The 26,049-nt window shown below is 58.2% G+C and carries 25 protein-coding genes; 12 read left to right on the top strand and 13 right to left on the bottom strand.

Annotated features, from left to right (window positions below; all coding sequences use genetic code 11):
- Nucleotides 1-15: 15 nt before the first annotated feature.
- Nucleotides 16-285, bottom strand: coding sequence for a CBU_0592 family membrane protein (locus AC2FH9_RS16035; protein WP_496872205.1), 270 nt, complete (start codon nucleotides 283-285; stop codon nucleotides 16-18).
- A complete protein-coding gene (locus AC2FH9_RS16030) occupies nucleotides 282-845 on the bottom strand; it encodes a helix-turn-helix domain-containing protein (RefSeq protein WP_496703158.1) in 564 nt (187 codons plus the stop codon). Before AC2FH9_RS16030 ends, AC2FH9_RS16035 begins: the two co-directional genes overlap by 4 nt.
- 107 nt (nucleotides 846-952) lie before the next feature.
- On the opposite strand from AC2FH9_RS16030, the gene ilvD reads away from it, so the two are divergent.
- Nucleotides 953-2,785: a dihydroxy-acid dehydratase gene (gene ilvD / locus AC2FH9_RS16025; RefSeq protein ID WP_496872204.1), complete on the top strand. Its 1,833-nt coding sequence runs from the start codon at nucleotides 953-955 to the stop codon at nucleotides 2,783-2,785.
- A gap of 173 nt (nucleotides 2,786-2,958) precedes the next feature.
- Here ilvD and AC2FH9_RS16020 read toward each other — a convergent pair whose 3' ends face one another.
- Complete coding sequence (locus AC2FH9_RS16020; RefSeq protein ID WP_142638414.1) at nucleotides 2,959-3,777, bottom strand: sulfotransferase family protein; 819 nt, start codon at nucleotides 3,775-3,777, stop codon at nucleotides 2,959-2,961.
- A gap of 142 nt (nucleotides 3,778-3,919) precedes the next feature.
- On the opposite strand from AC2FH9_RS16020, the gene AC2FH9_RS16015 reads away from it, so the two are divergent.
- On the top strand, nucleotides 3,920-5,497 hold the full coding sequence (locus tag AC2FH9_RS16015) for a DUF5928 domain-containing protein (protein WP_496787130.1): 1,578 nt from the start codon (nucleotides 3,920-3,922) through the stop codon (nucleotides 5,495-5,497).
- 38 nt (nucleotides 5,498-5,535) lie between these two features.
- On the opposite strand, the gene amaB is transcribed toward AC2FH9_RS16015, so the two are convergent.
- The 7 genes from amaB to AC2FH9_RS15980 form a co-directional block, all read right to left on the bottom strand.
- A complete protein-coding gene (amaB, locus tag AC2FH9_RS16010) occupies nucleotides 5,536-7,032 on the bottom strand; it encodes an L-piperidine-6-carboxylate dehydrogenase (protein ID WP_496872200.1) in 1,497 nt (498 codons plus the stop codon).
- 18 nt (nucleotides 7,033-7,050) lie between these two features.
- On the bottom strand, nucleotides 7,051-8,157 hold the full coding sequence (locus tag AC2FH9_RS16005) for a saccharopine dehydrogenase family protein (protein ID WP_496692672.1): 1,107 nt from the start codon (nucleotides 8,155-8,157) through the stop codon (nucleotides 7,051-7,053).
- Nucleotides 8,158-8,296: 139 nt separating this feature from the next.
- Nucleotides 8,297-10,006 carry an ABC transporter ATP-binding protein gene (locus AC2FH9_RS16000; RefSeq protein WP_271950949.1) on the bottom strand — a complete coding sequence of 570 codons (1,710 nt, stop codon included), beginning with the start codon at nucleotides 10,004-10,006 and terminating at the stop codon, nucleotides 8,297-8,299.
- Nucleotides 10,007-10,010: 4 nt separating this feature from the next.
- Complete coding sequence (locus AC2FH9_RS15995) at nucleotides 10,011-10,961, bottom strand: ABC transporter permease (RefSeq protein ID WP_271950952.1); 951 nt, start codon at nucleotides 10,959-10,961, stop codon at nucleotides 10,011-10,013.
- Complete coding sequence (locus AC2FH9_RS15990) at nucleotides 10,958-11,935, bottom strand: ABC transporter permease (RefSeq protein ID WP_142638424.1); 978 nt, start codon at nucleotides 11,933-11,935, stop codon at nucleotides 10,958-10,960. The genes AC2FH9_RS15995 and AC2FH9_RS15990 overlap by 4 nt, the downstream gene beginning before the upstream one ends.
- A gap of 96 nt (nucleotides 11,936-12,031) precedes the next feature.
- A complete protein-coding gene (locus AC2FH9_RS15985; protein WP_496703793.1) occupies nucleotides 12,032-13,597 on the bottom strand; it encodes an ABC transporter substrate-binding protein in 1,566 nt (521 codons plus the stop codon).
- A gap of 104 nt (nucleotides 13,598-13,701) precedes the next feature.
- Nucleotides 13,702-15,282, bottom strand: a complete 1,581-nt coding sequence (locus tag AC2FH9_RS15980) for an ABC transporter substrate-binding protein (protein ID WP_185956712.1) — start codon at nucleotides 15,280-15,282, stop codon at nucleotides 13,702-13,704.
- 567 nt (nucleotides 15,283-15,849) lie between these two features.
- On the opposite strand from AC2FH9_RS15980, the gene AC2FH9_RS15975 reads away from it, so the two are divergent.
- Genes AC2FH9_RS15975 through AC2FH9_RS15960 form a run of 4 tightly spaced genes read left to right on the top strand, consistent with a single transcriptional unit; the run spans nucleotide 15,850 to nucleotide 19,073 of the window.
- Nucleotides 15,850-17,337, top strand: a complete 1,488-nt coding sequence (locus AC2FH9_RS15975) for an FAD-binding oxidoreductase (protein ID WP_496872197.1) — start codon at nucleotides 15,850-15,852, stop codon at nucleotides 17,335-17,337.
- Nucleotides 17,334-17,744: a hypothetical protein gene (locus AC2FH9_RS15970; protein ID WP_496692670.1), complete on the top strand. Its 411-nt coding sequence runs from the start codon at nucleotides 17,334-17,336 to the stop codon at nucleotides 17,742-17,744. Before AC2FH9_RS15975 ends, AC2FH9_RS15970 begins: the two co-directional genes overlap by 4 nt.
- Complete coding sequence (locus AC2FH9_RS15965; RefSeq protein ID WP_496872196.1) at nucleotides 17,741-18,793, top strand: hypothetical protein; 1,053 nt, start codon at nucleotides 17,741-17,743, stop codon at nucleotides 18,791-18,793. The genes AC2FH9_RS15970 and AC2FH9_RS15965 overlap by 4 nt, the downstream gene beginning before the upstream one ends.
- Nucleotides 18,783-19,073: a hypothetical protein gene (locus AC2FH9_RS15960; RefSeq protein ID WP_496697267.1), complete on the top strand. Its 291-nt coding sequence runs from the start codon at nucleotides 18,783-18,785 to the stop codon at nucleotides 19,071-19,073. Before AC2FH9_RS15965 ends, AC2FH9_RS15960 begins: the two co-directional genes overlap by 11 nt.
- Nucleotides 19,074-19,089: 16 nt before the next feature.
- On the opposite strand, the gene AC2FH9_RS15955 is transcribed toward AC2FH9_RS15960, so the two are convergent.
- Genes AC2FH9_RS15955 through AC2FH9_RS15945 form a run of 3 tightly spaced genes read right to left on the bottom strand, consistent with a single transcriptional unit; the run spans nucleotide 19,090 to nucleotide 22,201 of the window.
- Nucleotides 19,090-20,049: a sensor histidine kinase gene (locus tag AC2FH9_RS15955; RefSeq protein ID WP_496787138.1), complete on the bottom strand. Its 960-nt coding sequence runs from the start codon at nucleotides 20,047-20,049 to the stop codon at nucleotides 19,090-19,092.
- A complete protein-coding gene (locus AC2FH9_RS15950) occupies nucleotides 20,046-20,723 on the bottom strand; it encodes a response regulator transcription factor (protein ID WP_271950973.1) in 678 nt (225 codons plus the stop codon). Before AC2FH9_RS15950 ends, AC2FH9_RS15955 begins: the two co-directional genes overlap by 4 nt.
- Entirely contained in the window at nucleotides 20,720-22,201 is a 1,482-nt protein-coding gene (locus AC2FH9_RS15945) for a DUF4153 domain-containing protein (RefSeq protein ID WP_496872192.1), read from the bottom strand. Before AC2FH9_RS15945 ends, AC2FH9_RS15950 begins: the two co-directional genes overlap by 4 nt.
- Nucleotides 22,202-22,359: 158 nt before the next feature.
- Between AC2FH9_RS15945 and AC2FH9_RS15940 the strand changes: the two genes are divergently transcribed.
- From AC2FH9_RS15940 to AC2FH9_RS15915, 6 genes are all read left to right on the top strand, one after another.
- Nucleotides 22,360-22,731, top strand: a complete 372-nt coding sequence (locus tag AC2FH9_RS15940) for a YciI family protein (RefSeq protein ID WP_142638441.1) — start codon at nucleotides 22,360-22,362, stop codon at nucleotides 22,729-22,731.
- Between the two features lie 4 nt (nucleotides 22,732-22,735).
- Nucleotides 22,736-23,971: an RNA polymerase sigma factor gene (locus AC2FH9_RS15935; RefSeq protein WP_496872191.1), complete on the top strand. Its 1,236-nt coding sequence runs from the start codon at nucleotides 22,736-22,738 to the stop codon at nucleotides 23,969-23,971.
- A 67-nt stretch (nucleotides 23,972-24,038) separates the two neighbouring features.
- Nucleotides 24,039-24,425 carry a VOC family protein gene (locus AC2FH9_RS15930; protein ID WP_142638446.1) on the top strand — a complete coding sequence of 129 codons (387 nt, stop codon included), beginning with the start codon at nucleotides 24,039-24,041 and terminating at the stop codon, nucleotides 24,423-24,425.
- 24 nt (nucleotides 24,426-24,449) lie between these two features.
- Nucleotides 24,450-24,848: an MAPEG family protein gene (locus AC2FH9_RS15925; RefSeq protein ID WP_142638448.1), complete on the top strand. Its 399-nt coding sequence runs from the start codon at nucleotides 24,450-24,452 to the stop codon at nucleotides 24,846-24,848.
- Nucleotides 24,848-25,192, top strand: a complete 345-nt coding sequence (locus tag AC2FH9_RS15920) for a TfoX/Sxy family protein (RefSeq protein ID WP_496689891.1) — start codon at nucleotides 24,848-24,850, stop codon at nucleotides 25,190-25,192. Before AC2FH9_RS15925 ends, AC2FH9_RS15920 begins: the two co-directional genes overlap by 1 nt.
- Before the next feature lie 16 nt (nucleotides 25,193-25,208).
- Complete coding sequence (locus AC2FH9_RS15915; RefSeq protein WP_496692664.1) at nucleotides 25,209-25,871, top strand: DUF2461 domain-containing protein; 663 nt, start codon at nucleotides 25,209-25,211, stop codon at nucleotides 25,869-25,871.
- Nucleotides 25,872-26,049 lie beyond the last annotated feature (178 nt).

Raw genomic sequence — 26,049 nt, 5'->3', positions numbered from 1 at the left:
TGGCGGCCTGTACCGCTAACGGGCCCGCCTGAGGCGGAAAAACTGAGCGATCCCGATCAGACTGATCAAAATCCAGAAGGATTCGATCAGCATCGAGGCCAAATTGAAGTTCTCAAACAGCGAATAGACGATCAGAATCGACCCCAGTAGGTTTACCACTGGAAAGGCCAGGTCGTCGGAATTCATCATCCGCATCTGCGTGGCGAGATACGCAGCAACCACGATCATCGCCCCGATTGATCCGATTCCATCCGCGATGGTCAAAGTGTCAAGAAACGCAGTCATGATCTGCCCTTGCCGTTTTCAGGAAACTCGCTGTGTTGCCCATAATGGTGCATGTTCAAAAACGCAGCCCCTTGCGCGCCTGCACGATAGCCATGCGGCAGGTCGGCGGCAAAACGCAGCCCCTGTCCAGCGTTTAGCGGCACCCAGGCCTCACCCCGCAAGATTTCAAGCGTGCCGGAAAGGACAAACACCTCTTCGGTCACGCCCGTCGCATGGGCAGGCGACTCGTGGCTTTGGTTCGGGGTCAGGCTGACGTGAAAGGTTTCGGCCCCTAGCGCGGAATCAAACGGAAAGACGATCTTGACCTCGATGCTGCCCGGAAAAGTCACGGTCTGAAAAACAGAGGGGTCTCCATTCGCGGTTTCAATCAGCGCGCTCAGCGGCAGTTGGAACCCCTTGGCGATCTTCCACAAAGTGGCGATGGTTGGGCTGGATTCGCCACGCTCGATCTGCCCCAGCATGGCTTTGCTGACGCCTGTCATCTCGGCGACTTTGGACAGGCTCAGCCCGGATGCCGCCCGCATGTCCCGTAATTTCAGCGTGATCTCGTCCGGTGCCATGATGCCGTCTTTCGAATCCTCTTGTGCGTTATAGCGCACATGTGGTACGTGCGCTATAACGCACAAACCCCAAGACATGCAACCCGAGGCAAAAGGGAAACAGCATCATGCCATTGTACCGATCCAGAACCTCAACCCATGGCCGCAACATGGCCGGTGCCCGCGGCCTGTGGCGCGCGACTGGCATGGGCGACGACGATTTCGGCAAGCCGATCATCGCCATCGTCAACTCGTTCACCCAGTTCGTACCGGGCCACGTGCACCTGAAGGATCTGGGCCAGATGGTCGCCCGCGAGGTCGAGGCGGCGGGTGGTGTTGCCAAGGAATTCAACACCATCGCGGTGGATGACGGTATCGCCATGGGACATGACGGGATGTTGTATTCGCTGCCCTCGCGTGAGGTGATCGCGGATTCGGTTGAATATATGGTCAACGCCCATTGCGCCGATGCGATGGTGTGTATCTCGAACTGCGACAAGATCACGCCCGGCATGCTGATGGCCGCGATGCGCCTGAACATCCCCGCCATTTTCGTCTCGGGTGGGCCAATGGAGGCGGGCAAGATCGACATCGCCGATCTGGACGCCAAAAAGATCGACCTCGTGGACGCTATGGTGGCCGCCGCTGACGACAAGTTCACCGATGAGCAGGTTCAGCATATCGAGGAAAACGCCTGCCCGACTTGCGGGTCGTGCTCGGGCATGTTCACCGCCAACTCGATGAACTGTCTGGCCGAGGCGCTGGGTCTGGCGCTGCCGGGCAACGGCTCGACTCTGGCCACACATGCGGACCGCAAAGAGCTGTTCCTTGAAGCCGGTCGCAGGATCGTCGAGATCACCAAACGGCACTATGATCTGGACGAGAAAGGCTTCCTCCCGCGCGAAATCGCCACGTTCGAGGCGTTCGAAAACGCAATGAGCCTGGATATCGCCATGGGCGGATCGACCAACACGGTGCTGCATCTGCTGGCCATCGCGCATGAGGGCGAGGTGGATTTCACCATGACCGACATGGACCGTCTCAGCCGTCAGGTGCCCTGCCTGTGTAAGGTCGCACCCAATACCGAGAATGTGCATATGGAAGACGTCCACCGCGCCGGTGGCATCTTCTCAATTCTCGGGGAACTCAGCCGCGCCGGGTTGCTGCACGAGGATTGCAGCACGGTGCATTCGGGCACGATGGGTGAGGCGATTGCCAACTGGGACATCAAGGTTGCCAACAACCCCAAGGCGCAAGACTTGTTCAAGGCCGCGCCGGGCGGTGTGCGCACCACGCAGGCCTTCAGCCAGTCGAACCGGTACAAAGAGCTGGACACCGACCGCGAAGGCGGCGTGATCCGGTCGAAAGAACATGCGTTCAGCCAGGATGGCGGTCTGGCGGTTCTGTTCGGCAATATTGCCCGCGACGGCTGTATCGTGAAAACAGCCGGTGTCGATCCGGCCAGCCTGACCTTTACCGGGTCGGCCTATGTCTGCGAAAGCCAGGATCAGGCGGTCAACGACATCCTGACCGGCAAGGTACGGGCGGGCGACGTGGTGGTGATCCGCTATGAAGGTCCGCGCGGCGGGCCGGGGATGCAGGAAATGCTGTACCCGACGTCTTACCTGAAATCCAAAGGTCTGGGTAAAGCCTGTGCTTTGCTGACGGATGGACGGTTCTCGGGTGGAACCTCCGGCCTGTCGATCGGCCACGTCTCACCCGAAGCAGCCGAAGGCGGTGTGATCGGGTTGGTGCGTCAGGGTGACCGGATCGAAATCGACATCCCGAACCGCTCGATCCATCTGGCAGTCTCAGATGAAGTGCTTGCCGAACGACGCCAGGAGCAGGATGCAAAAGGCTGGATACCGGCAGCGCCCCGCAAGCGTAAAGTCTCAACCGCGCTCAAAGCCTATGCCAAACTGACAACCAGCGCGGCAAAAGGGGCCGTGCGGGAGGTCTAAGACATAAGGGCCGGACACCAAATCAAGTGATCCGGTCCAATCAATTCCCAAAGCGCTCCCGCGCCTTCTGGCGCTATCGGCTTTGGTCTTGGGCCTGGCGCGGCGCCAGGCCCAACCAGAGGAGATGTTTCGCAAGATACATTGCCGATGGGCGGGAGAAGGTGATTTCCAGCTCAATCCCCAAGCTTGGCGTGGACTTCATCCAGATCAATCTCGGCGATCGGCATCTTGTTGGCCGGATCTTCAAAATCGTATTTGAACAGATCGAAATCTTGTTTGTAGATCTCGTAGACAAGATGCATCGACAGGTCGTCGAAATAGTCCTCGACAGGATGCTTTCGTTTGGGTCCGTGGCCTTCGGATTCATTGAACCGCGGGATTTCGGACAGGGCCACCTTGTGTGGCGTGTCCAGGTTGCTCAGAACACCTTGCATCCCATCGTTGAACTTCTCGGTCCAGAAGATGCGATCATATCGTCCGCCATTTGCAATAAAGGTCGACACATGGCCAGACATGGCGGACCAGTGGATATCCGGGTCCATGGGCCTGCGCCACCTGATCGTGTCACGAGCAAATAACAGAAATCTGCGGAAACTGGCGACCTGGTCGAAATCACCCTGACCGTCCTCTCCGCCAACCTCGATGCCGTAATTGTAGATCAGCGTCGGCACCAGATTGCCGCGATACCGCTTGCCGTTGCGCTGAATTCCACAGATCTTGTCAAAGAACGAACTGAGAATTCGCGTGTACGGGTTCCGCACGCAGGTGAAAGAAAAGGAGTTATGATTTCGGACATTTGTCGAAATCGGCTCCTGGCTGGGACCGAACGCCCACTTATGCATCCCGTCCTTGGCATCGTGGATATCGCCGTCAAAAAAACGGCCATGATCCGAAAAATACATGATTTGCCCGATGGTTGAGCATGCACATTTCGGGACAACACGGTAAACCATGCTCTCGCTCTCGGTCATCCATGTACCGGGAAAACCCATTTGCTGCGCCTCCTCAACAGGTCGTAACTCACTATTCGCGCCTGCTTTTGTATCTACAGAACCAAAAATAATCTGTTTATTCAATCGCTCATCCTCAGTATCACAGAGGGAACCGGGCAGAAACGGATAACAAAGAACTGAAATGGCAAAAATTGCCTACATTTTGTTGTGCCACAAGGACCCTGACGCAATCATTGCGCAGGCCGAGCAGCTAACCGCCGCTGGCGATTGCATGGCCATACATTTTGACGCCCGCGCAAGTCGCGAGGCCTATGCACGCATTCAGGGCGCTCTTCAGGCCAATTCGAATGTCACTTTTGCAACCAAACGCATCAAATGCGGTTGGGGCGAGTGGTCTTTGGTACAGGCCACATTGAACGCAGTGCAAGCCGCCCTCGAGGCCTTTCCCCGCGCGACGCATTTCTACATGCTGTCAGGGGATTGCATGGCGATCAAAACAGCGGAATACGCGCATCAGTTCCTGAACGAAAATGATAGGGATTTTGTCGAAAGCCACGACTTTTTTGCCAGTAACTGGATCAAGACCGGCATGAAAGAAGACCGGCTGATCTATCGCCATTTCTTCAATGAACGCACCCAGAGCAGACGATTCTATACATCCTATGACGTACAGAAAAAACTTGGTCTGACCCGCGAGGTTCCGGCTGACATCCAGGTCATGATCGGCAGTCAGTGGTGGTGTCTGCGCCGTCATACTGTTGAAATGATCTTTGAATTCCTGGCCCAGCGCCCGGATGTAATCCGCTTTTTCTCGACCACCTGGATACCGGATGAGACCTTCTTTCAAACGCTTGTCCGCCACCTTGTTCCCCGTGAAGAGATCGACAACCGAACGCTCACATTCCTGATGTTCTCGGACTACGGAATGCCCGTGACATTCTATAACGACCATTACGACATGCTGTTAGGGCAGGATTTTCTGTTCGCCCGCAAAATCAGCCCCGAGGCACATGAGCTGAAGGACCGGTTGGGCCAGCTCTATTCTGCGGATGGGGTGGATTTTCACATCTCGGATGAAGGTCGCAATCTCCATAGTTTCTTAACCGCAAGAGGGCGCGTCGGACGCCGCCACAAGCAAAGGTTCTGGGAGGCCGGAAATACGCTGGGACCGGACCGCGATGTTTTCCTGATCGTGTGCAAGAAATGGCATGTGGCCAAACGTCTGGTCGATCAGATTAAGTCCGAAACCGATATCCCTTGTGTCGAGTATCTGTTCAACGAACAGGATACGGCTCTGCCCGATCTGGGCGGCATCGAAACGACCTTGCTCAAACGGTCCCGCCACCGGCGTGCTCTTGTGCGGATGCTGTTTGACAGTTTCGAAACCGACCGGCTGGTTCTATGCATCGATCCCTCAGATATCGAAATCATTCAGGACTTCTGTGCAGATCAGGTCAAAACCCATGTGCTTGAAGTCGAGTGTGAATATTCCGACGATTACCTGATCGGCCACGCCCGCCGTGTGGGGTTGGCCGGTCAGGACAGCCCGACCGAAACCGTGGCACGGCTTGTCCCAACTTTGCACAACGCGATGGAATACGAATCCGAGTTGATCCGGGGCACCGCGCTGGATCGACATGCACGCCTGCGGGAAACCAGCGACCGGACAGAAAACGAAGACGCCATTGTCCGGTTTCTGAATGTTTCACAGGAACAGGCGCAGGCCATCATGCGATTGGATTATCTGTTTGCAGATTGATGAGCCGGCGGCACCATCAGGTACCGCCGACAGCACGATCAGATGTCGAACTTGACGCCTTGCGCCAGCGGAAGCTCGGCTGAGTAGTTCACGGTGTTGGTCTGACGGCGCATATAGGCCTTCCACGCATCCGAGCCGCTTTCACGCCCGCCACCGGTTTCCTTCTCGCCACCAAATGCGCCACCGATCTCGGCCCCCGATGGCCCGATATTGACATTGGCAATGCCACAGTCCGATCCCGCTGCGGTCAGGAATTGCTCGGCCTCGCGCATGTTCAGAGTGAATACGCAAGACGACAGACCTTGCGGTACGTCATTTTGCAATTCGATGGCTTCGTCGAACGCGTCGTACCCCATGACATAGAGGATCGGCGCAAAGGTTTCGGTCTTTACGGTTGCTGTCTGGCCAGGCATCTCGACAATCGCGGGCTGCATATAGACACCGGCGGGGACGTTTTCGGTTACGCGGCCGCCACCAAAGACTGCGCCGCCTTCGGCCTTTGCAGCGTCCAGCGCAGCGGTCATGGCCGCGCCCGAGGCTTCGTCCACCAGCGGACCGATCAAAGTGCCTTCGATCAGCGGATTGCCGATGGGCAGACCGGCATAGGCTTTTTTCAACCGGCTCACCAGCTCTTCGCGGATCGAGTTGTGAACGATCAGACGGCGCAGCGTGGTGCAGCGTTGACCGGCTGTGCCGACAGCAGAAAAGACAATCGCACGCACGGCCATTTCCAGATCGGCCGAAGGGCCCACGATCATCGCGTTATTGCCGCCAAGCTCGAGAATACATTTCCCGAACCGCTGCGCCACGATGGGGGCTACGGCACGGCCCATCCGTGTGGACCCGGTCGCCGAAATGACCGGCACGTCCTCGCTGGCCACCAGCGCCTCGCCCAGCGCGGCACCTCCGATCAGGGTCTGCAGCAGGTGGTCGGGCGCATCACCAAATCGGGCAAGTGCACGTTCAAAGATCTTCTGGCAGGCCATCGCGGTCAAAGGCGTCTTTTCAGACGGCTTCCAGATCACCGGATCACCGCAGACCAGCGCCAGCGCGGCATTCCACGACCAGACCGCCACCGGGAAGTTGAAGGCCGAGATCACGCCCACCGGCCCTGCCGGGTGCCACGTTTCCATCATCCGGTGGCCCGGGCGCTCAGATGCGATGGTCAAACCATAAAGCTGGCGCGACAGGCCGACGGCGAAATCGCAGATGTCGATCATCTCCTGCACTTCACCCAGACCTTCCGAGGTGATCTTACCAGCTTCCCAGCTGACCAGCGCACCCAGATCGTCCTTGGCGGCGCGCAATTCCTCGCCCAGCAAGCGGATCAGTTCGCCCCGGCGTGGGGCCGGAACCGTGCGCCACGCCTTGAATGCCGTCTTGGCATTGGCAAACACCGTGCCCATCCCTGACGCAGGCGTTTCATGTACCTCGGCCAGAATGCCGCCATCAATGGGCGAGCGTACAGCCAGCGTGCCGCCCATCAGCTCAGCGGCTGTCAGGTCCAGATTTGCAAGGGTTGTTTGGGCTGTCATAGCGATGTCTTTCATATCTCAGGCCGCCTTGTTCTGTTTGGTTATGTCCCCGGTGCGGTAAAGCTGACCGAATTCGGTGTTCAGGAAATCAGATAGGTTCACCTGCTCTTGCCGCACGAACCCTTTGCCGGGCAAAGCACCCGTTCGCATCAGATCAACCACACCCAGAACACCGGCAGCAGTGGTGACCTGAATGGCGCTCCAGACCTGACCATTGAGGGTACGGGCATAAGATTTGTTGATCAGGGATTTCTCGCGCAGAGCCCCATCGATCTTGCCTTTTGCAGTGCAAAAAACCAGAACCACATCCTGATCGGTTCGCGGTAGCGCGGTCTCGAAGATTTCCTTCATCAGGTCGCGACGACGTTCCAATCCAAGATCATTCAGCAGCAAACGCAGAATATCACGGTGTCCCGGGTAGCGGATCGATCGGTACGACACGTCCCGCGCCTTTCCGTCCAGGGTTTCTGGCAACGTGCCCAACCCGCCCGAGGTATTGAAGCACTCATATTCCACCCCGTCATGACCCAAACGCTCGTAATCCTCGAGCGGCGCGGTCTTAACCCGTTCGCCATTCACGATGGCATCGCACGGGTTGCAATATTCGTTGATCAGCCCATCGGTGGACCAGGTCAGATTGTACTTCAATGCGTTGGTGGGATAGAGCGGCAGCGCCCCGACCCGCATATGCAGGCTGTCCAGCGTATCGAACTCGGCAGCCAAGGCCGCGCCGGCGATGCCGACAAAACCCGGTGCCAACCCGCATTGCGGCATAAAGGCCGTTTCGCTGTCAGCGGCCAACTCGCGCACCGCGTTGGTGGCGGCAACATCTTCGGTCAGGTCAAAATAATGCGCGCCGGCCGATTTGGCGGCTTTGGCAATCCGTGGGGTCAGGAAAAACGGAGCCGCCGAGATAACCGCATCGAAACCGTTCAGACCCTCAGCTAGCTGCGTTTCATCGCTGACATCAATCTGGCGGGTCGAAACTCCCTGTCGATTCAGCACGGACAACGCCGCCAGATCGCGGTCGGCAACCGTGACCGAATAGTTGGATGAAGATTGCAGCAAAGTCGCGATCATCTGACCGATCTTGCCTGCTCCGATGACACAGATATTCCAGCTCAAAACGCGCCTCCTCTTTCGTTTCAGAAAGTATGAAGGCACAGTTGTTCAATCTGCAGAGGCAATCTTGACGAAAACGTCAAAACTATCGCCATATTGACGGACCTTCCGTCATACCGCCAATACTGGAATCGTCACTGCCTCAGGATTCCGCGTCCAACCCCTCGGTCGACAGGTCATCCAGCCTGGGCATCAAGCGCAACAATTCGCGGGCATAATCTGTCTGGGGGTTGGCGAACAAGTTATTGGTTTCCTGCAACTCGACAATTTGGCCCTGTTTCATCACCGCCACTCGGTCGCACATCTGACGTACCACCGGCAGGTCATGACTGATGAACAGCAGGGTCAGGCCCAGATGTTCCTGCAGGTCCTTCAAGATGTTCAGAATCTGCGCCTGAATGGACACGTCCAGCGCACTGGTTGGCTCGTCACAAATCAGGAATCGCGGTTGCGTGGCCAGCGCACGTGCAATCGAGATACGTTGCCGCTGTCCGCCCGAGAATTCATGCGGGTATTTCTGCCCGGCCTCATGGCCGAGTCCCACCTGATCCAACAACTCATCGACGCGGCGTTTGATATCTGCACCTTCCATCAACCTGTGATGGCGGATCGGCTCGGCCACGATCTCATCCACCCGCATACGGGGATTGAGCGAGGAATACGGGTCCTGAAAGATCATCTGGATGTTCTTGCGATAGGCATCCAGCGCGGTCCGATTGGTCAGATCGCTGACCACCTGCCCGTCGAATGTAATCGTGCCGCCATCCACAGGGTACAACCCTGCAATCATCCGTGCGACAGTCGACTTGCCCGAGCCGGATTCACCCACAACGCCAAACACCTCACCTGCGCGGATGTCGAAACTTACCTCGTCAACGGCGGTGAAATAGGTGCGGTCCCAGGGCAGCAGGCCTTTGCGCTGCAGGAACTTCTTGGTCAGGTTGCGGATCTCGAACACCGGTTTGCTGGTGTCATTATCCACCTTGGGCCAGTGGCGGGCCATGTCTTCGATGGCAAAGCGTGTCTCGCGTCCACCATAGCTGATCTGGGGAAAGCGATGCAGTTTCAGGGTCGGGCGCGGCACGGCAGCGATCAGCGATTTGGTGTATTCATGGGTGGGCTGCCCCATCACCTGCGCGGTCGGGCCGGTTTCGACAACCTTGCCCGCATACATCACCGTCACCTTGTCCGTCGTGTCCGCGATCACACCCATGTCGTGGGTGATCAGGATGACGCCCACCTGACGTTCCCGCGCCAGTTCTTTGATCAGGTCCAGAATCTGCGCCTGAACCGAGACGTCCAGCGCCGTGGTCGGCTCATCCGCGATGATCACATCCGGTTCGGTACACAAGGCAAGCGCGATGACCACACGCTGCCGCATCCCGCCCGAGAACTGGTGCGGATACTGGTCCAGCCGCGTGTCCGGATCAGGAATGCCAACCCGGTCAATCAGGTCGCGCGCGCGTTGGTTAGCCTCGGCATCCGTGCCGCCCAGATGGGCCTGAATGGTCTCGGTCAGTTGTTCGCGCACGGTGAATAACGGGTTCAGCGAGGTCAGCGGGTCCTGAAAGATCATCGAGATCTTTTTGCCGCGCAACCCCCGCATCGCCTCGGCATCCAGACCACTGATCTGGTCACCGCTCAGCTGGATCGTGCCGCTGGCAATACGGCCGGGGCGATCCAACAATCCCATGATGGCCGCGCCAATGGTGGATTTACCGGCCCCGGATTCGCCAACCAAGCCGTGGATTTCTCCGGGTTCAACCGACAGGTCCACATGGTCCACGGCTGTGAACAATTTGCGGCGGGTGGGGAATTCGACCGTCAGGTCATTGATCGTCAGAAGGCTCATGAAATCACCGCAGCTTGGGGTTCAGTGCATCGCGCAGCCAGTCGCCCAGCAGGTTCACAGACAGGGCCAGCGCCAACAGGGTGCAGGCCGGGAAGAACAAGATCCACCACTCACCCGAGAACAGGAAGCCCTGCCCGATGCGGATCAGCGTGCCCAATGACGGCTGGGTTGGTGGTGCCCCTACGCCGAGGAAGCTCAGCGTGGCTTCGGCAATGATCGCCAGCGCCAGTGAGATCGTGGCGATGACCAGAACCGGGCTGAGTACATTGGGCAGGATGTGGCGGAACATAATCGGGAAAGAACCGCGCCCGATCAGGCGGGCGGCCTGCACGTATTCCTTGTTCTTTTCCACCAACGCAGCACCGCGGACGACCCGGGCAAACTGCACCCAGTCGGACAGGGCAATGGCGATGATCAGTACATAGATCGCCATCTCGTCACGATATTCGGGTGGGGTCACGCCTTTGGCGATGCCAAAGATCAGCATAGCGACCAGAATGGCCGGAAAGGTCAGCTGCACATCTGCGACCCGCATGATCAGCGTCTCGACCCAGCCGCCGAAATAGGCCGCGACCAGCCCCAGAACAACTCCGATGATCAGCGCCAGCAGCACCGCCGCAGCGCCGACAAACAGGGATATGCGCATCCCATAGAGGATGGTCGAGAACACATCCCGCCCCTGATCGTCGGTGCCCAGCAGAAAAGTGTCCTGCGTAAAGGCATTCGGCGTGCCCGGCGGTGTAAATCCGTTCATCAGGTTCAGCGTTGCCGGATCAAACGGGTTATGCGGCGCAATCAGCGGGGCCAGTATTGCCGCCAGCACCAGCAGGACCACAACAAATGAGGCAACCATCGCCACGGGTGAATGCCGGAAGGACCATGCGAAATCGCTGTCCCAGAATTGGGCCAGCCGTGATTTGGGCACTTGTCTCGAGGTTTCAGAAGTATCGGTCATGTGGCCCTCGCGTCGACACGCAGGCGCGGGTCAATGGCATAGTACAAAAGATCGACGATCAGATTGATCGACACGAACATGACCGAGATCAGCATCAGATAGGCGGCCATAACAGGGATATCGACAAACTGGATCGCATTTATGAACAGCAGGCCCACACCGGGCCACTGAAACACCGTCTCGGTGATGATGGCAAAGGCGATGATCGAGCCCAGCTGCAACCCGGTGATGGTGATCACCGGCACCAGCGTATTTTTCAGCGCGTGGCGAAAATTGATCACCCGGTCCGACAGCCCACGCGCACGTGCAAAACGGACATAGTCGGCACGCAGGACCTCAAGCATTTCCGACCGCACCAGCCGCATGATCAGCGTCATCTGATACAGGCCCAGCGTGATCGCCGGCAGGATCAGCGCCTTGAGCCCCGAGGTCGTCAGGAACCCCGTGGACCAGCCGCCAATCATAACGGTCTCGCCCCTCCCAAAGCTGGGTAAAAGATCCAATTCAACCGAGAAGATATAGATCAGCAATATCCCGATCAGGAAGGTCGGCAAGGAAACCCCAATCAGCGACACGGTCATGATGATATTCGCCGCCACCCCCTGTCGTCGGATCGCTGTGAAAACGCCCAGCGCGATGCCAAGGGTGATGGCCAGAAAGCCCGACACAAAGGCCAGCTCCAATGTCGCGGGGGCGCGCTCGGCTATGATGGTCGAAACCGGTCGGCCTTGCCGGTAGGACACGCCAAAATTGCCCTGCACCGCGCCTTGCAGGAACTTGAAATATTGCACCGGAAACGGCTGATCCAGACCAAGATCGGACCGCAGCCGGTCGATATCGGCCTGCGTACGTTCCTGCCCCAGCATGTTGTCGATCGGATCACCGACAAAGCGGAACATCGAAAAGGCAACCAGACCCACGATCAGCAGCACGATCACGGATTGGAACATCCTTTGGACAATATAAGCGAACATTCGTTTTCCTCGTTGATCGGACTGTCTATGCAGGCCCGGGCGGGGTGGTCAAGATACCGCTAACGCATGCTAGCGTTTTCTGGCCCCGCCCCGGTTTCAGTTCACCGTTACCCAGCGCAGCAGAAAGAAGTTGTCCGGGCGCTGCGTCAGTTCGACATTGCTGCGTGTGCCCCAGACCAGAGGTTGCACATACATCGGCACATAGACCTGTTCGTCCTGAATGATCTGCGTGACCTCATCCAGCATCGCCTGCCGTTTGCCCGCATCCAACTCGGACTGGATCATCGGCAGCAGCTCATCCACCCGCGCGTTCGAAAATCCGCCGAAATTCCAGCTGCCCAGCTTTTTCTCTTCGTTTGGGGTGGCCACAAGGAAGCGCACGGGGTGTTCGGCATCAAATGTACCGGGGCTCCAGCCCAGCAGGTACATATCGTATTTGCCTTCCCTGAGTTCCGGCCAGTAGTTGCGGACCGGCATCGCATCCAGTTCCGCCGTGATCCCGATCTGGGCCAGCATGCTGACGACCGCCTGGCAAACCGCCTCATCATTCAGATAGCGGTCATTGGGGCATTTCAGCCCGAACGAGAAGCCATCCGCATAGCCCGCCTCGGCCAGCAGCGTCTTGGCGGCATCGACATCAAAGGCGGGACGGTCTGCATTCGCCTCGGAATAACCACTCATCGCCGGGCTGACCAGTTGCGAGGCCGCTTCTGCATTCCCCCGCATGATAGTCGCCAGAATGGCATCCACATTCACCGCCTGCGCTACCGCCTTGCGGACGCGCGGGTCACGGAACGGATTCGGTTTGCCCGCATCGTCGGTGTATTTAAGCACCTCAGCCTGATGATCGAACCCCAACATGATGACCCGTGCCTCGATCCCCTGAATGACGTCGACATCCCCGTTTTCCTTCAGGCGCGCCACGTCCTGAATCGGCACCGGGTTGATCATGTCCACATCGCCTGACAACAAGGCTGCAACCGCTGTCGCCGGGTTTTGGATCGGAGTGAACTCAGCACTTGTGATGTTGTGGTCGGCCTGATCCCACCAGCCGTCAAAGGGCTCAAGAACCGTGCGCAGGCCGGGCTCTCGTGCCGCAAGTTTGAAGGCGCCTGTGCCGTTGGCGTTCAGGGTGGCGTAATTCCCGACCTCTTTGTCGGGCACCGCTGCGTCATTGGCCTCGGCCCAGCCCTGATCCATGATCATCCAGTTGGCGATTGAGGATGGGAATAACGGGTTCGGCGCAGTCGTCATGAAATCGACCGTATAGTCGTCGACCACGATCACCTCGCTGATGGGCGCGAACCAGCTGCGGGTGTCTGACGCCTCGCCCGAGGCGCGCTGATAGCTGAATAGAACGTCCTGCGCATCAAAGCTGCTGCCGTCATGGAAGGTCACACCCTCACGCAGGTTAAAGCGCCAACCTTCACCGTCGCCAATCGTCTCCCAGCTGACGGCCAGCGCGGGTTGAACGCTCATGTCCTTGTCGCGACGCACGAGGCCCTCATAGACATTGTTCAGAAACCCCAGAACCGGGGCCGAGTTGACCGCGTGCGGGTCCATCGTCTGCGGGTCAGTGGTCGAGGCCCATTTGAATTCGGCGGCCTGAACGCTGGTGGTGGCCAGCAAGGCCAATGCAATGGCGCTGTTCCTGAGGGTCATGGCGAAATCTCCCTTTGTTGCCCCGCAATGCGGTGTTGCGCTTAACAATAGCGCAAAAGGCAGGGCGCGATACCGCGCCCTGCCAAATCACTGATCTGAATGGCTTAGTTCAGAGTGAAGTATTTGACCTTGGGTTGATCTTCGGCATCCACTTCGATGCCCACACCGTCGGCCATGCCCCAGTTCAGAACCTGGTGATGAATGGGGATGTAAAGCGCTTCGTCCTGCACAACCCGCCAGATGTCGGCGATGTCGGCATTCCGAGCGTCAAGATCGGTATTCGAGGCAAGCGACTTGATCTTCCCGTCCAGCGCATCGTCCTGATAACCGGTGCCGTTCCACGTGCCGATGTCATCTTCGCGCCCATGCACAAGGAAGTTGAAGATGTATTCCGAGTCATATGTCGGCACACCCCAACCCAGCATGTAGAAATCTGTCTTGCCATCGGTGATCAGCGGGAAATGCTGCGCCTTGGGCTTGGCGTCCAAATTCACGGTCACGCCGATCTGGCCCAGCATCCCAACAGCCGCCTGACAGATAGCTTCATCGTTGATGTACCGATCATTCGGGCAGTCCAGCCGAAGCGAGAAGCCATCGCCATAACCTGCCTCTGCCATCAGTTCCTTGGCCTTGGCCAGATCGGTGGAGGATTCGCCGTCCATGTCAGAGGTCCAGCCATTCACGAAGGGCGGTGCGATCATGCCTGCAGGCTGCGACTGGCCGCGCATCACGACCTGCTTGATCGCATCACGGTTAATCGCCATCGACATCGCTTGACGCACCCGCACATCGGCCAGAGGGTTCTTGCCGTCCACGTTATCCGCCTCGATGTCGTCGGCACCCTGGTTCATACCAAAGAAGATCACCCGGTTCTGCGGGGCTTGCTTGACCATCAGACCGTCGACACCATTGACGCGTTCAATGTCCTGCACCGGCATATCCTGGAGGAAGTTCACCTCACCCGACAGCATCGCCGCAACGCGAGTCGCAGCGTTCTGGATCGGGGTATAGATGATCTCGGTCACTTCCATCGGGAACTGGTCGATGCCCCAATAGTTGTCGTTGCGCACCATCACCGTCTTGATGTCAGGCTCGCGGCTTTGAAGAACATAGGGACCCGTTCCGTTGGCATTGGTGGTGGCATAGGTGATTTCGCCACCTTCGAAATCCTGAACATTGACGGTGTCATTCGACTCGGCCCAGCCCTTGTCCAGAATGAACAGGTTTGTCAGGTTCGACGGCAGGATCGGGTTCGGACCATCTGTGACAATCTCGACGGTGAAATCGTCAACTGCACGCACTTCGACGATCGAGCCGATCAGCTCTTTCATGTCGGAATTAGGTTGCTTGGCACGGGTAAAGCTGAACACCACATCTTCGGCGTTGAAGTCCGCACCGTCATGGAATTTCACGCCTTCGCGCAGCTTGAAGACCCAAACATTCGGGTCATCGGCCTTGGGGCCCCACTCGGTCGCCAGCGCGGGCTCGAATGCACCAGTCACGTCGCGGATGATCAGAGGCTCGTAAATCTGGTGTCGCACGGTGTGCGTCGGACCTTCATTCTGCGAATGCGGATCCAGCGTCAGCGCATCACCGGCCCGCGCCCAGCGCAGCGTTTCCGCCGAAGCGCCCGCCGCCATCAGCGCCGTCGCACTTGCAGCGATCATCAGGTTTCTTAGAATCATTTGTAACTCCCCTTTTTGTTAATATCGCCCTTTGGACGACAGACCATTTTTACGGCCTTGGTGGTCCTGATCATCCAGATCATCGTTACAGTTGCAACACCTGATTGAGCATAAAAACGGCAGTTTGGCGGATGCCCCGACGCAAATCAGCCGTGCGCGCATGAACTTACGTGGCGGAAAGCTTACGCCAAGCTGTGACCGCTGACCGTCTTACAAGTACGGATTTCCGCAGTTTGCAAAACATGCCTTCCGGTTGATCATTCCGGGAATGAAGCCAAGTTTCGAGCCACTTGCGGTCAAAAAACTGGTCCTTGGACCTTGCCCGAATCTGCTGACCACGGCGTATCGCCATGCTGCAGGTACCCGTCGGCCTGATCTGGGGCAACTAGGACACCTTTGCGCCGGTACAGCAGGCCATGGACTTGCACATTCTTCGACCCGATGCCCAAATGGACACCTTGGCAGGGGTCAGGCACATACCCCGGATTGAGGCCCGCAGGCATTTCAAACTGCGCTTAAAAACATTCTTGATCAGATGTCCCAGTTAACTTCGGGAGAAATCGAAAGATGAAAACATTTACCAGAAGGGCGGCCTTGTTTGCCGGCGGAGGGTTTGCAGGATGGGCCGCGTCACGGTGGCTGGGACCGGACCTACCTGTCTATGAAGGCACAAAAAGGACATTTGCGGAAACCGGCGACAAAGTGATGAATGACGCCAGCGGACTGTCACCGACACCGATCCACAAACATCTGGTGCTCAGCGATGACCCCAGAGACACGCTGATCGCCACCATACGGCAAGAGCTTTCGGAGGCCAGATCAGAAGGACGCCCGGTCAACATTGGGGCCGCGCGGCATTCCATGGGTGGGCAAGCCATTCCCCGCAACGGCACAGCGATTACATTTGACAATGGATCGGTTCAGATCGACGGTTCAGCCGGGACCTATCTGGCCCATGCCGGAGCCCGCTGGTCACAGGTCATCTCAGCGCTTGATCCCGCAGGCTGGTCCCCCAAAGTCATGCAGTCAAATAATGATTTCGGTGTCGCCGCCACTTATTCGGTCAATGCACATGGCTGGCCAGTTCCCTTTGGGCCGATGGGGGCGACGGTCCGGTCGTTGCGCATGATCCTGCCCTCGGGTGAGTTGGTGACCTGTTCGCCCACCGCGAACGCCGAGCTGTTCAATCTGGCGATGGGCGGGTACGGGTTGATCGGCGTGATCGTGGACCTTGAGGTCGAGATGGTTCCAAATTCACGCCTGACGCCGGGTTTCGACATTCTGGAAGCAGGAGCGTTTGCCTCGGCCTTTCGTGCGGCGATTGACGACCCGGCGGTCACAATGGCCTATGGCCGCCTGAATGTTGAACGCGATGCGTTTTTCGAGAAAGCGCTATTGGTGACATATCGCGAAGGCTCGGACCAGTCGGACCTGCCACCAGCGTCCGGGTCGGGGTGGATGTCGCATGCGGCCAGCCGTCTGTACCGGGCTCAACTGGGCAGCGAGCCCTTCAAATCCTTCCGTTGGTGGAATGAAACACGGCTGGGCCCAGCGCTGGGTTCGGGTGAGGCGACGCGGAACACTTTGATCAACGAACCGGTTGTGACTCTGGACGACCGCAACCCGGATCGGACCGACGTCCTGCACGAGTATTTCGTGGGGTTCGATGCGTTCGACGATTTCTTATCAGTGTGTCGCGCGGTAATTCCGGCCTCGTATCAAGAGTTTCTGAACGTAACGCTGCGCTATGTCGCACAGGACGATCAGGCTGTTCTGTCCTATGCAAGCGAACCGCGGATCGCCGCTGTCATGTCGTTCAGCCAGGAGCTGACCGAACGCGGCGAAGCCGATATGGCGCGGATGACCCGGGCGCTGATCGACGGGATCGTGGCGATTGGCGGAACCTATTACCTGCCGTACAGGCCACACGCGACACTGGATCAACTGACTGCAGCCTACTCCAATGCGGAAGGGTTTGCGCAGGCAAAACGAGAGCTTGATCCGCAACTGGTTCTGCGGAACAACCTTTGGGACAGCTATCTGGGGCGTCTATGAGCAACCTTCAAAAACTCTGTCTGATTTACTTTGTCGCGCTGATGATTGCCGCATCGCTGAACTATATTCCCGGCCTGACGGATCAGGATGGTCTGGCCTTTGGCATTTTCGCACTGGATATCTATGACGATGCGCTGCACGTGGCCTCGGCCCTTTGGGCGCTGATCGCCGGGCTGTTGTCACACCGCGCGGCTCGTAGCTTTCTGATCCTGTTCGGGCTGGCTTATCTGGGGGACGGCGTGTTCGGGTTTTTCACCGGTTATGGCTATCTTGATCTGGGTATCTTTACAAACCCATCGGCCGGGCCGGAATTGTCCCTGCCCCGCCTGTTTGCCAACCTGCCGCATCTGGCGCTTGGCGGCGTTGCCGCCTGGGCCGGGCTGCGGGACCGGAGACACACCGCATGAGGTTCCTGCTGCGGTGGACCAAACGGCTGATTCTGGTGTTGATCCTTGCCGGGATCGCGCTGGCTGCTCCGATCCTCTATGTGGAAACAAGCTGCCGTGGTACGGGTCAGCCCCCGGCTTATACCGCCCTGATCGACCCGGCACATCACCGGGCCGAAACCCGCACGCTGATGACTTATCCCGAGTGGCACATTGTCCACGCATACGAGGATTACGCCGAGGTTCTGCGCACTCAGGACCCCCATGATTACGGGTTCTGGAGCAGTATCACCGGGTTTTGGGGGTCACTTTGCGATCTGAATCGGAACGCCTCCGCTCTTGGTCAGGTTGATGGGGCCACCAAACAGATGGTCTATGTGATCGGTGCCAGCTTTTCCGCCGAGCTGGCGCTGAAGGCTGCCTATGAGGAAACCCTCGGTCGGCTGGCCTCTGCCTTGCGGGGCCCACAGCGGGCACCTCTGGATGAATTGTCGGCACAGCAGGCCGCCGCATATGCCGAGTTCCTACAACAGGTTCCGTGGTATAAATGGCCCTTCGCCGACGACGCCCAGAGCCTGGTCGAACAAAACAGCGGCAGCCTGCGCGACAGCGAGAGAGCGATTGCGCTGGGTCTGGAATACGGTACCAAACAGGCCTATGCGGGCGTGATCGAACAGGCTGTTGCGCAGGTCGGCGCTGATGAGCTGACGCTGCGGATGATCATCACCGGCGCCAGTGCAGACAGCCTGTCTGCCTATCCCGGCGTGAAGGTTATCGCGCAAGGCCCAAACGGAGTTGAGATCGAAACGCCGCGCTACCGCACCCTGACCAACCTACTGGCGGAAATGGCCGGCGCTGGGGTCGAGATTGTCGAGATCGCCGGCAATGACGACATTCTGTTCACCGCCCTGTCGGATCAACCAACCGCGCCGGATGCGATCTTTAGTGCCCAACGACAAGGGTTCGGGGACTATCGCCATCTGATATTGGTCAAGGTGCCCGATCTTTCACAGCGCCTGCGCCAGATCCAAGCGGACGGGCTGACGCTTGAGCATATCCATGACTATTAGATCGCTCCTGACAGCCATCCCGCTTTTGGTGCTTGGCTGGCTGTCGGTTCTGGTGGTCGTCGCGTTCATAACGGATGAGGCCCCGGCCTATGTCGTGGTCTTTCCCTCGCAAAGTCTGATGCAGAACCTGCCCGATGACGCGGCGGTCATCGGATCATCCGGGATCAGCGTGACGGTCACATCAGAGAGCAGCGGGTTTGCCCAATCGCTTTACCGTCAAGGGGCACGGCTGGTCCTGCCAGCGGGGCTGCCCGGATGCCTTCCGCTTCCGGCGCAGTAACGCCTATCTGCGCAGGTCAGAGCCGATGAAAACTCAGATCAAACCGCGCGCCCTGTGGGACGGGGTGGTTTGCGATGTCTCCGCGATGGGCCGACAGGATGTTGCGGACAATAGCCAGCCCCATCCCGGTGCCGCCGCTTTCCCGGCGGGTTGTAAAGAACGGATCGAACACGCGGTCGGCGTTACCGGGCGATATCCCCGCACCATTGTCGGACACGGTCAGGATAACCGTGTTTCCAGCCTCTGAGGCGCGCAGATCAACCGCGCTGGCCCCATGATCTTTGGCATTTTGCAGAATATGGCCCAGAACGATCCGCAACCCCTCGGCCGAGATCGGGAATGCGACCTCATCCGCCCCGGACAGGTTTAGCTCAAGCGGAGGCGCCCCAGGCAACGCATCGCGCAGGGTGCTTGCCCCGACATATCGGGCCTCGCGCGCGCGGGCGGCATCCCGAAGCGCGGCAAGCTGGGTTTCGATCTGCTGACGCGCCCCGTCGATCTGCGCGATTAGGGCTTTGGAGTCATCGCTGCCATCCGGGGTGTCCTGTAGCATCTCAACCGCCGCGCAGATTGCGGTTACCGGCGATTTCAACTCGTGCGTGACGTGATCGGTATAAGACCGGATGGTCGCCTCACGGTCACGCAGCGCCTCGGCCATGGTGACGACCTGAGTTGCGGTCTGGTGAAGCTCTTTGGTGCCGAAATGCTGGATTGAGGCCGCCTGGGTACCCGCCTCTTGCGCCCCGGCATAGGCCTGCAGGGCTTTGATCGGGCGCAGCAGCAGGCGCACCAGCAACCAACCCAGCCCCGACGTAGCCAGAAAGATCACCCCGCCCAGAACCAAAGCAGAGTTCCGAAATCCGAATTCTGGCCCCAGATAACGCAGAGCCACCAGACCCGCGAAAGACAGGCCCAAGGTTCCGACCAGCGCACCGCCCAGCACAAATCCCAAGGAAGGCCGCCAGCGCCGGGTCACCCCAGCCTCCTCATCCGGATACCCTGACCATGTACGGTTTCCACCGAGTCCGACAAACCAACCTGCGCAAATTTGTTCCGCAGGTTCCGCAGGTGGCTGTCCAAGGTCCTGTCCGAGACCTGGCTGCGCGCGCCCCAAATCTCGGCAATCAGGGCCGTGCGGGGAACAAGACGACCCGGTGTTTCCATCAACATCACCATGATCTGAAACTCAGTACCGGTCAGGGCAATTTCCGTGTCGTGGCAAGCACAGAGCCTTGCGGTCCGGTCCAAGGTCAAGGGGCCGTGCCGCAGATTTCCCGGCGCCGCCACAATGCGATTGGTGCGCCTTAGGATCACCTTGACCCGCGTCACCAGTTCGCGCGGGCTGAAAGGCTTGGTCACGTAGTCATCGGCCCCAAGCTCCAGCCCCAGAATCCGGTCGACCTCATCATCGCGGGCGGTCAGGAACAGGATCGGGACGTCCGAACGGGTTCGAATTTTCTGACATACGGCAAAGCCATCCAGTTCGGGCAGGCCAACATCCAGAACGATCAGGTCCGGTTCGTCGCGAAACGTGCTGATTACGGCTTCTTGACCGTTGGCGGCGGTCGAAACGCTGTAGCCAGCGCGTTCCAGCCCCAGACGCACAACTTCACGCAACCGCGGATCATCATCGACAACTAAGATATTCATATACCCGGACCGATACTGCTCAGATCGGCACCATAGCGGGACAGGCGCCACTTTCGAAAGCCCCATTCCTGCCAGCTGTTGATCGGGTCGGCTTCAAAATAGCACAACGAATTCGGATACCCGTAGCTGATATGCATCCCGGTCATGGGCCCCAACGAACACAGATAGGCATAGTCCGGTTCGGACAGTTTCAGGTTTCGGGTCGCGATCACATGGGCAAAATTCACAAAACTGGTGCAATAGAGGACCAGAACGCTCAGAATGCCGGTTCGCGCGATCAACCAACTATTGGATTTCCTGAACGCTACTTGCCACCCAACCAGCGCCAGACCCGCGGCTACAAGACCCATCCAGATCTGCGCATAGATACGCAGGTAGGTCAGGCCATAGGTGCCGACATATAAATCCAGACGCATCAATGCCGCACCGCACAGAGCCACATTTTGTGCCAGCCACAACACCATCAGCGGTTTCAGCACCCGATTTTCATCCAGAAACGGCCGCGCTGCCAGGGCGAATGCACCGGCCAGCAGCGCCGTTACCAGCAACGGATATGCGCCGCGATGGGCATAGGATGCATAGCTCATCCCCTCGGGCAATGAGGCCCCGCCCAGCAGAATCGACAGGTCCAGCACAGTCTGAACACCAATCAGTGCATTGAACACCCAGAGCGCCCGCAGGACCGAACCACCGTTGAGGCCGGGGATCGTCTGAGGGCCTGCGAATGGTCGCGGGTTCAGTCCGCGAAGCGGGTGGTTATCGACAAAAGGCCAGATGATCAGCGCGATCCCTCCCCAGAACAGGGCGCGCTGCAGCAGGTGGCCAAAGGCGATATCCGGGGTGACGATGGATTGGAATACCGGGTTCGCCTCGGCCAACAGGGTAACAAAAACCATCGTCCCGCCAATCGGCAGACCCCAGTTGCGCAGGAACTGCCGAACCCGCGTCCAGCCGCCTCCGGCATCGTTGACAATCGTGGTTTTCAGGCCGGGTATCGCGCGGACCGGGCCAAGCCAGTTCTTTGGAAGATCAGTCAGAAACCCCAGCGCCAGCAAAAGCAGTTCCAGAACCTGGCCTTTCGGGTGCCTGACCCAGACAATGGCAACGACGAGCCCGGACAAAAGAAACGCGACCGATAATGGTTGAACGAAATCCACGACCGGCAAAACACTCAGCACCAAAACCGTTGCGGGCATAAGCACCCCTTTGCCAGACCGATCCGCGGGCAGGCCGCACAAAAAGACCGCCACAGCAAAGACCGCCAGAGACACACCCGCCTGATGTCCCCAGAACAGGTAATCCGCCAGCGCGACCAGCAAGATAAACCCGATCACGCGCCATGCGCGACCATCGGTGGCAAACGCCGGGGTTGAACCCGGCGGGCCCTTGGTGCCTGAAATCACCGTCTCTTCCGACAGCCACCAAGCGTCCAGCGCCACAGAATTCGGAACTCCAGAAATTATAAGTTGCTGCGCCATTTCTTCCCTCTTGTGTTTTAAGGGACTGGTTTGACCCAAAGGTCGGGAAGCTCGGGTGCAGAAGATCTGCAGATACTGTGCAGATCGGTGAAATGAGTGTCGGATTTGCAAAGGCTCGCGCGTCCTAGCAGGATGAAACCAACATCGCGGAGGTAAAAATGATCTATGCAATCTCGATCTATGGTCAGGCGGGTGTGTTCGAAGCGTTGCCACAGGACCGTCAGGACGATGTCATGGCAGGACATACGGTGCTACAGAATGCACTCAGGCAGCGCGGAGATTTCCTGTCCGTCAAACTGATGCCCCCGACTACGGCTGTCACAGTCGAACCCGCGGCTGCCGAGACTCTGCAACCTATGATCGTCGACGGCCCGTTCGCTGAGACGAAAGAAAGTTTTCTGGGCTTGTATCTGGCCGAGTTCAACGATCTGGATGAGGCGCTTGAACATGCGCGAATGATCTCGTCACCTGTTGCCCGGCTTGAGGTCCGCCCCGCCGCCTGGGCAGGCGGGTCGATGACCTTGGATTGACCGCGTGTCGGATTGGCTAGAGGCCACGTTCTTGCAGCAACGCCCGCAGGCCATCGCTGCCCTGACGCGGTATTTCCGGGACATCGACCTTGCCGAAGATGCATTTGCCGAAGCCTGTCTAAAGGCTCTGACCGTATGGCGCAAACAAGGCGCGCCGCGCGATCCGCTGGCTTGGCTTTTGACCACCGCCCGTAATGCCGGGCTGGATGGTTTGCGCAAATCCCAACGCCGCAGCGCAATCCTGACCCGCCACAGGGAAGAATTTCATTCCATGGCTGATGACCCACCAGATCCGGACGAGCTGCGCGACGATGTTCTGCGCCTGCTGTTCATCTGTTGTCACCCGGACCTAAGCCGGCAAGACCAGATTGCGCTGGCCCTAAAAATTGTTGCCGGGTTGCGTGTGGAAGAAATCGCCCGTGGTTTCCTTGTCAGTACAAAGGCAATGGAACAGCGAATTACCCGCGCCAAGAAAAGGATCGCAGGAAGTTCTGTCGCTTTTGAAACACCCACGCCACAGGAGCGGGCTGCGCGTTTGGGCGAAGTGTCTTTGATGATCTACCTGATGTTCAACGAAGGCTGGTCAACCTCGGGTGGCCCGGTGCAAATCCGGCTCAAACTATGCGATGAGGCGATACGTCTGGCCCGGCTGCTGGTTGCCTTGTTCCCGACGATGGCCGAGCAGATTTCACTGCTGGCCCTGTTGCTTCTGCAACATGCCCGTCGTGAAGCACGGCTAGACGATCAAGGTGATCTTGTAGCCCTGGAAGATCAGGACAGGGCCCTTTGGGACGAGGCCAACATCGCCGAAGCGACAGCCCTGATGCAAAAGGCCGAACGGCTGAACCAAGTGGGTGTTTACGGTATTCAGGCCGCAATTGCCGCCGTTCATGCGCATGCCCAATCGACAGAAGATACCGACTGGTCTCTGATCGAGGCGCATTATGCCGCGCTCTATCGCCTCCAGCCCTCGCCGGTTATCCGCCTGAACCAGATCGCCGCCGGGTCCAGGGTTCATGGCCCACGCCGCACGCTTGTTGCGTTAGATACCTTGGCGAATGATCTGGCGTCTTATCGCTGGTTCCATGCCTTGCGCGCGGCAATGTTGCGAGAGATCGGCGATCTTCCCGCCGCGATCCAGTCCCTTAACCGCGTATTGAACCTTGGCCCGACGGGACCGGAACGTGTGGCGGTCCTGAAAGAAATCGCCGCCTGTGAAAAAGATTTGAACCAGTTGTAGGAAAGGCCGATCCTCACGCGTCCTTTGTTCAGTCCCGCATGCAGCGGGCAATCAAAGGGAGATAAAGATGAGCATTCTGGACATGACCACCGTTGGAAACTCGGGCTGGATCGGGCATTCCGGGCCAGACCAGACCAAGGCCAAGCAATTCTACAAAAATGTGCTGGGCTGGAACATTAACGAGATGCCGATGCAGGACGGGTCAAGCTATGCCGCCGCGGTGGTTGGTGAAACGCCAATCGGAGGGTTCTCGCCCATGCCCGAGACGGATGGAAACTGGACGATCTATTTTACGGTTGCTGATGTCGATAACAGCCTAGCAGCCGCAGTTGCACAGGGAGCCTCAGTCTTGCAACCCGCCATAGATATGCCCGGGGTCGGCCGGATGGCCACTCTGAACGACCCACAGGGCGCACGGTTTGCGTTGATTACTTATGAAAGCATGGCGTCTTAATCTTGGGCAGACAGGAGAATTCCCATGGAACACACACCGCAAATCGCTCTGCTTGTGACAGCAATCTTTGTGCTTATGAGTATTCCGATGGGAATTCTTGTAGGCATCAGACGATCCCAGACCGGAGTTTTACTGCTGCACGGGGATGACGACGAGCTGCTGCGGCGGATTCGGGCACATGGGAACTTTACTGAATATGTTCCACTGGCCCTGCTGGCTTTGGCGGGGGCGGAGATTGCCGGTGCCTCAGACTGGCTGGTCGGGGGATGCGGTCTTGTGCTGTTGGTGGCCCGCGCCGTGCATTATGTCAGCCTGCGTTCCACCCCCGACGGCAAAGGTCGGGTGATCGGTGCCGCACTGACAACATTGGTGATGCTGGTCTTGTCCCTGTCAATTCTTTGGCAGTTGGCGGGATCAGTCTGATGCCAAATGATGAACACCTGAACCAACGTATGCGCCTCGCCCTCGAGGCGCATATTGGAATTTCCGAAATGCGGATGATGGGTGGCACCTGCTTTTTTCTGAACGGCAATATGTTGTGCGGCGCGCGCCGCGACAAAGACGGGTTTGGACGGTTCATGTTCCGTGTCGGCAAGGCCAAAGAGACCGAGGCGCTTTCTAATCCGTTTGCAAACCCGATTGTCCACGGAAAGCGAAAACTCGGTGGGTTTGTCGTTGTAGACGAGGTCAACTGCGATCCGGCTGCGCTGGGTGACTGGCTGAGCCTGTGCCTGGCGCACGCCGCCAGCCTGCCGCCGAAAAGTTGAATATCAGGAGAAGATGATGGATCAGTTCCGCTGCTTTTCGCCCGAGGCCCTTCAGTTTCTTTCTGATCTGCGAGCCAATAACCGACGCGAGTGGTTTCACGCCAACAAACAGATCTATGAGGCCGCGATCAAACAGCCCGCAGAACAATTTGCGGCCCAGATGTCACAGGCGCTGGCTGAAATGACGCACATGCCCCATTCGGCCAAGATCTACCGTATTCATCGAGACGTGCGGTTTTCAAACGACAAGTCACCCTATAATCCTCATCTGCGCATGTCTTTCATACCCGGGGATTGCGGAGATCAGCCCCCGCTTTGGCATTTCGGGCTGTCCCCGGATTGCCTGTCCCTTGGGTGCGGCGTCTTCCAATATGTAAAAGCAGCCCTAGAGAGGTATCGGACCGGCGTAGCAGGACCAGCGGGCAATGATCTCATGGCAATCATCAATGATCTTACGGCCAGGAATGTCAGGATCAGCGAGCCCGAGTTGAAGCGCGGACCGTCAGGCTATGCGAGTGATCACCCCCATCTGGACCTTCTGCGCCGCAAGGGGCTTACCGTTTGGACGGATCTTACCGCCCAACCCACCGTAACCCAGGCAGGTCTTAGGGAAGAATGTCTAAATCAATTTCAACTCTTCCACCCGGTGTTTCGGGCCTTGCAGTCCCTTGGCACCTAGCCGATCTAACACAGGATCATGGTATCCCTTCGCCTTCTTCAACGCCAAGGGTCTCACATTGAGCGGGTCAGGCAGCGAGGGTGCGTCACCAACATTGCTGCCGGTTTCCTACGGGTTGGCATTATCTATTACGGGTCTGTCACAGTGTTTTTCTCGTACTGCTTGCTTCCACGGTGCT

The organism is Ruegeria sp. CDSC081, from assembly GCF_059610485.1.
This window is presented reverse-complemented; position numbering and strand designations above follow the sequence as displayed.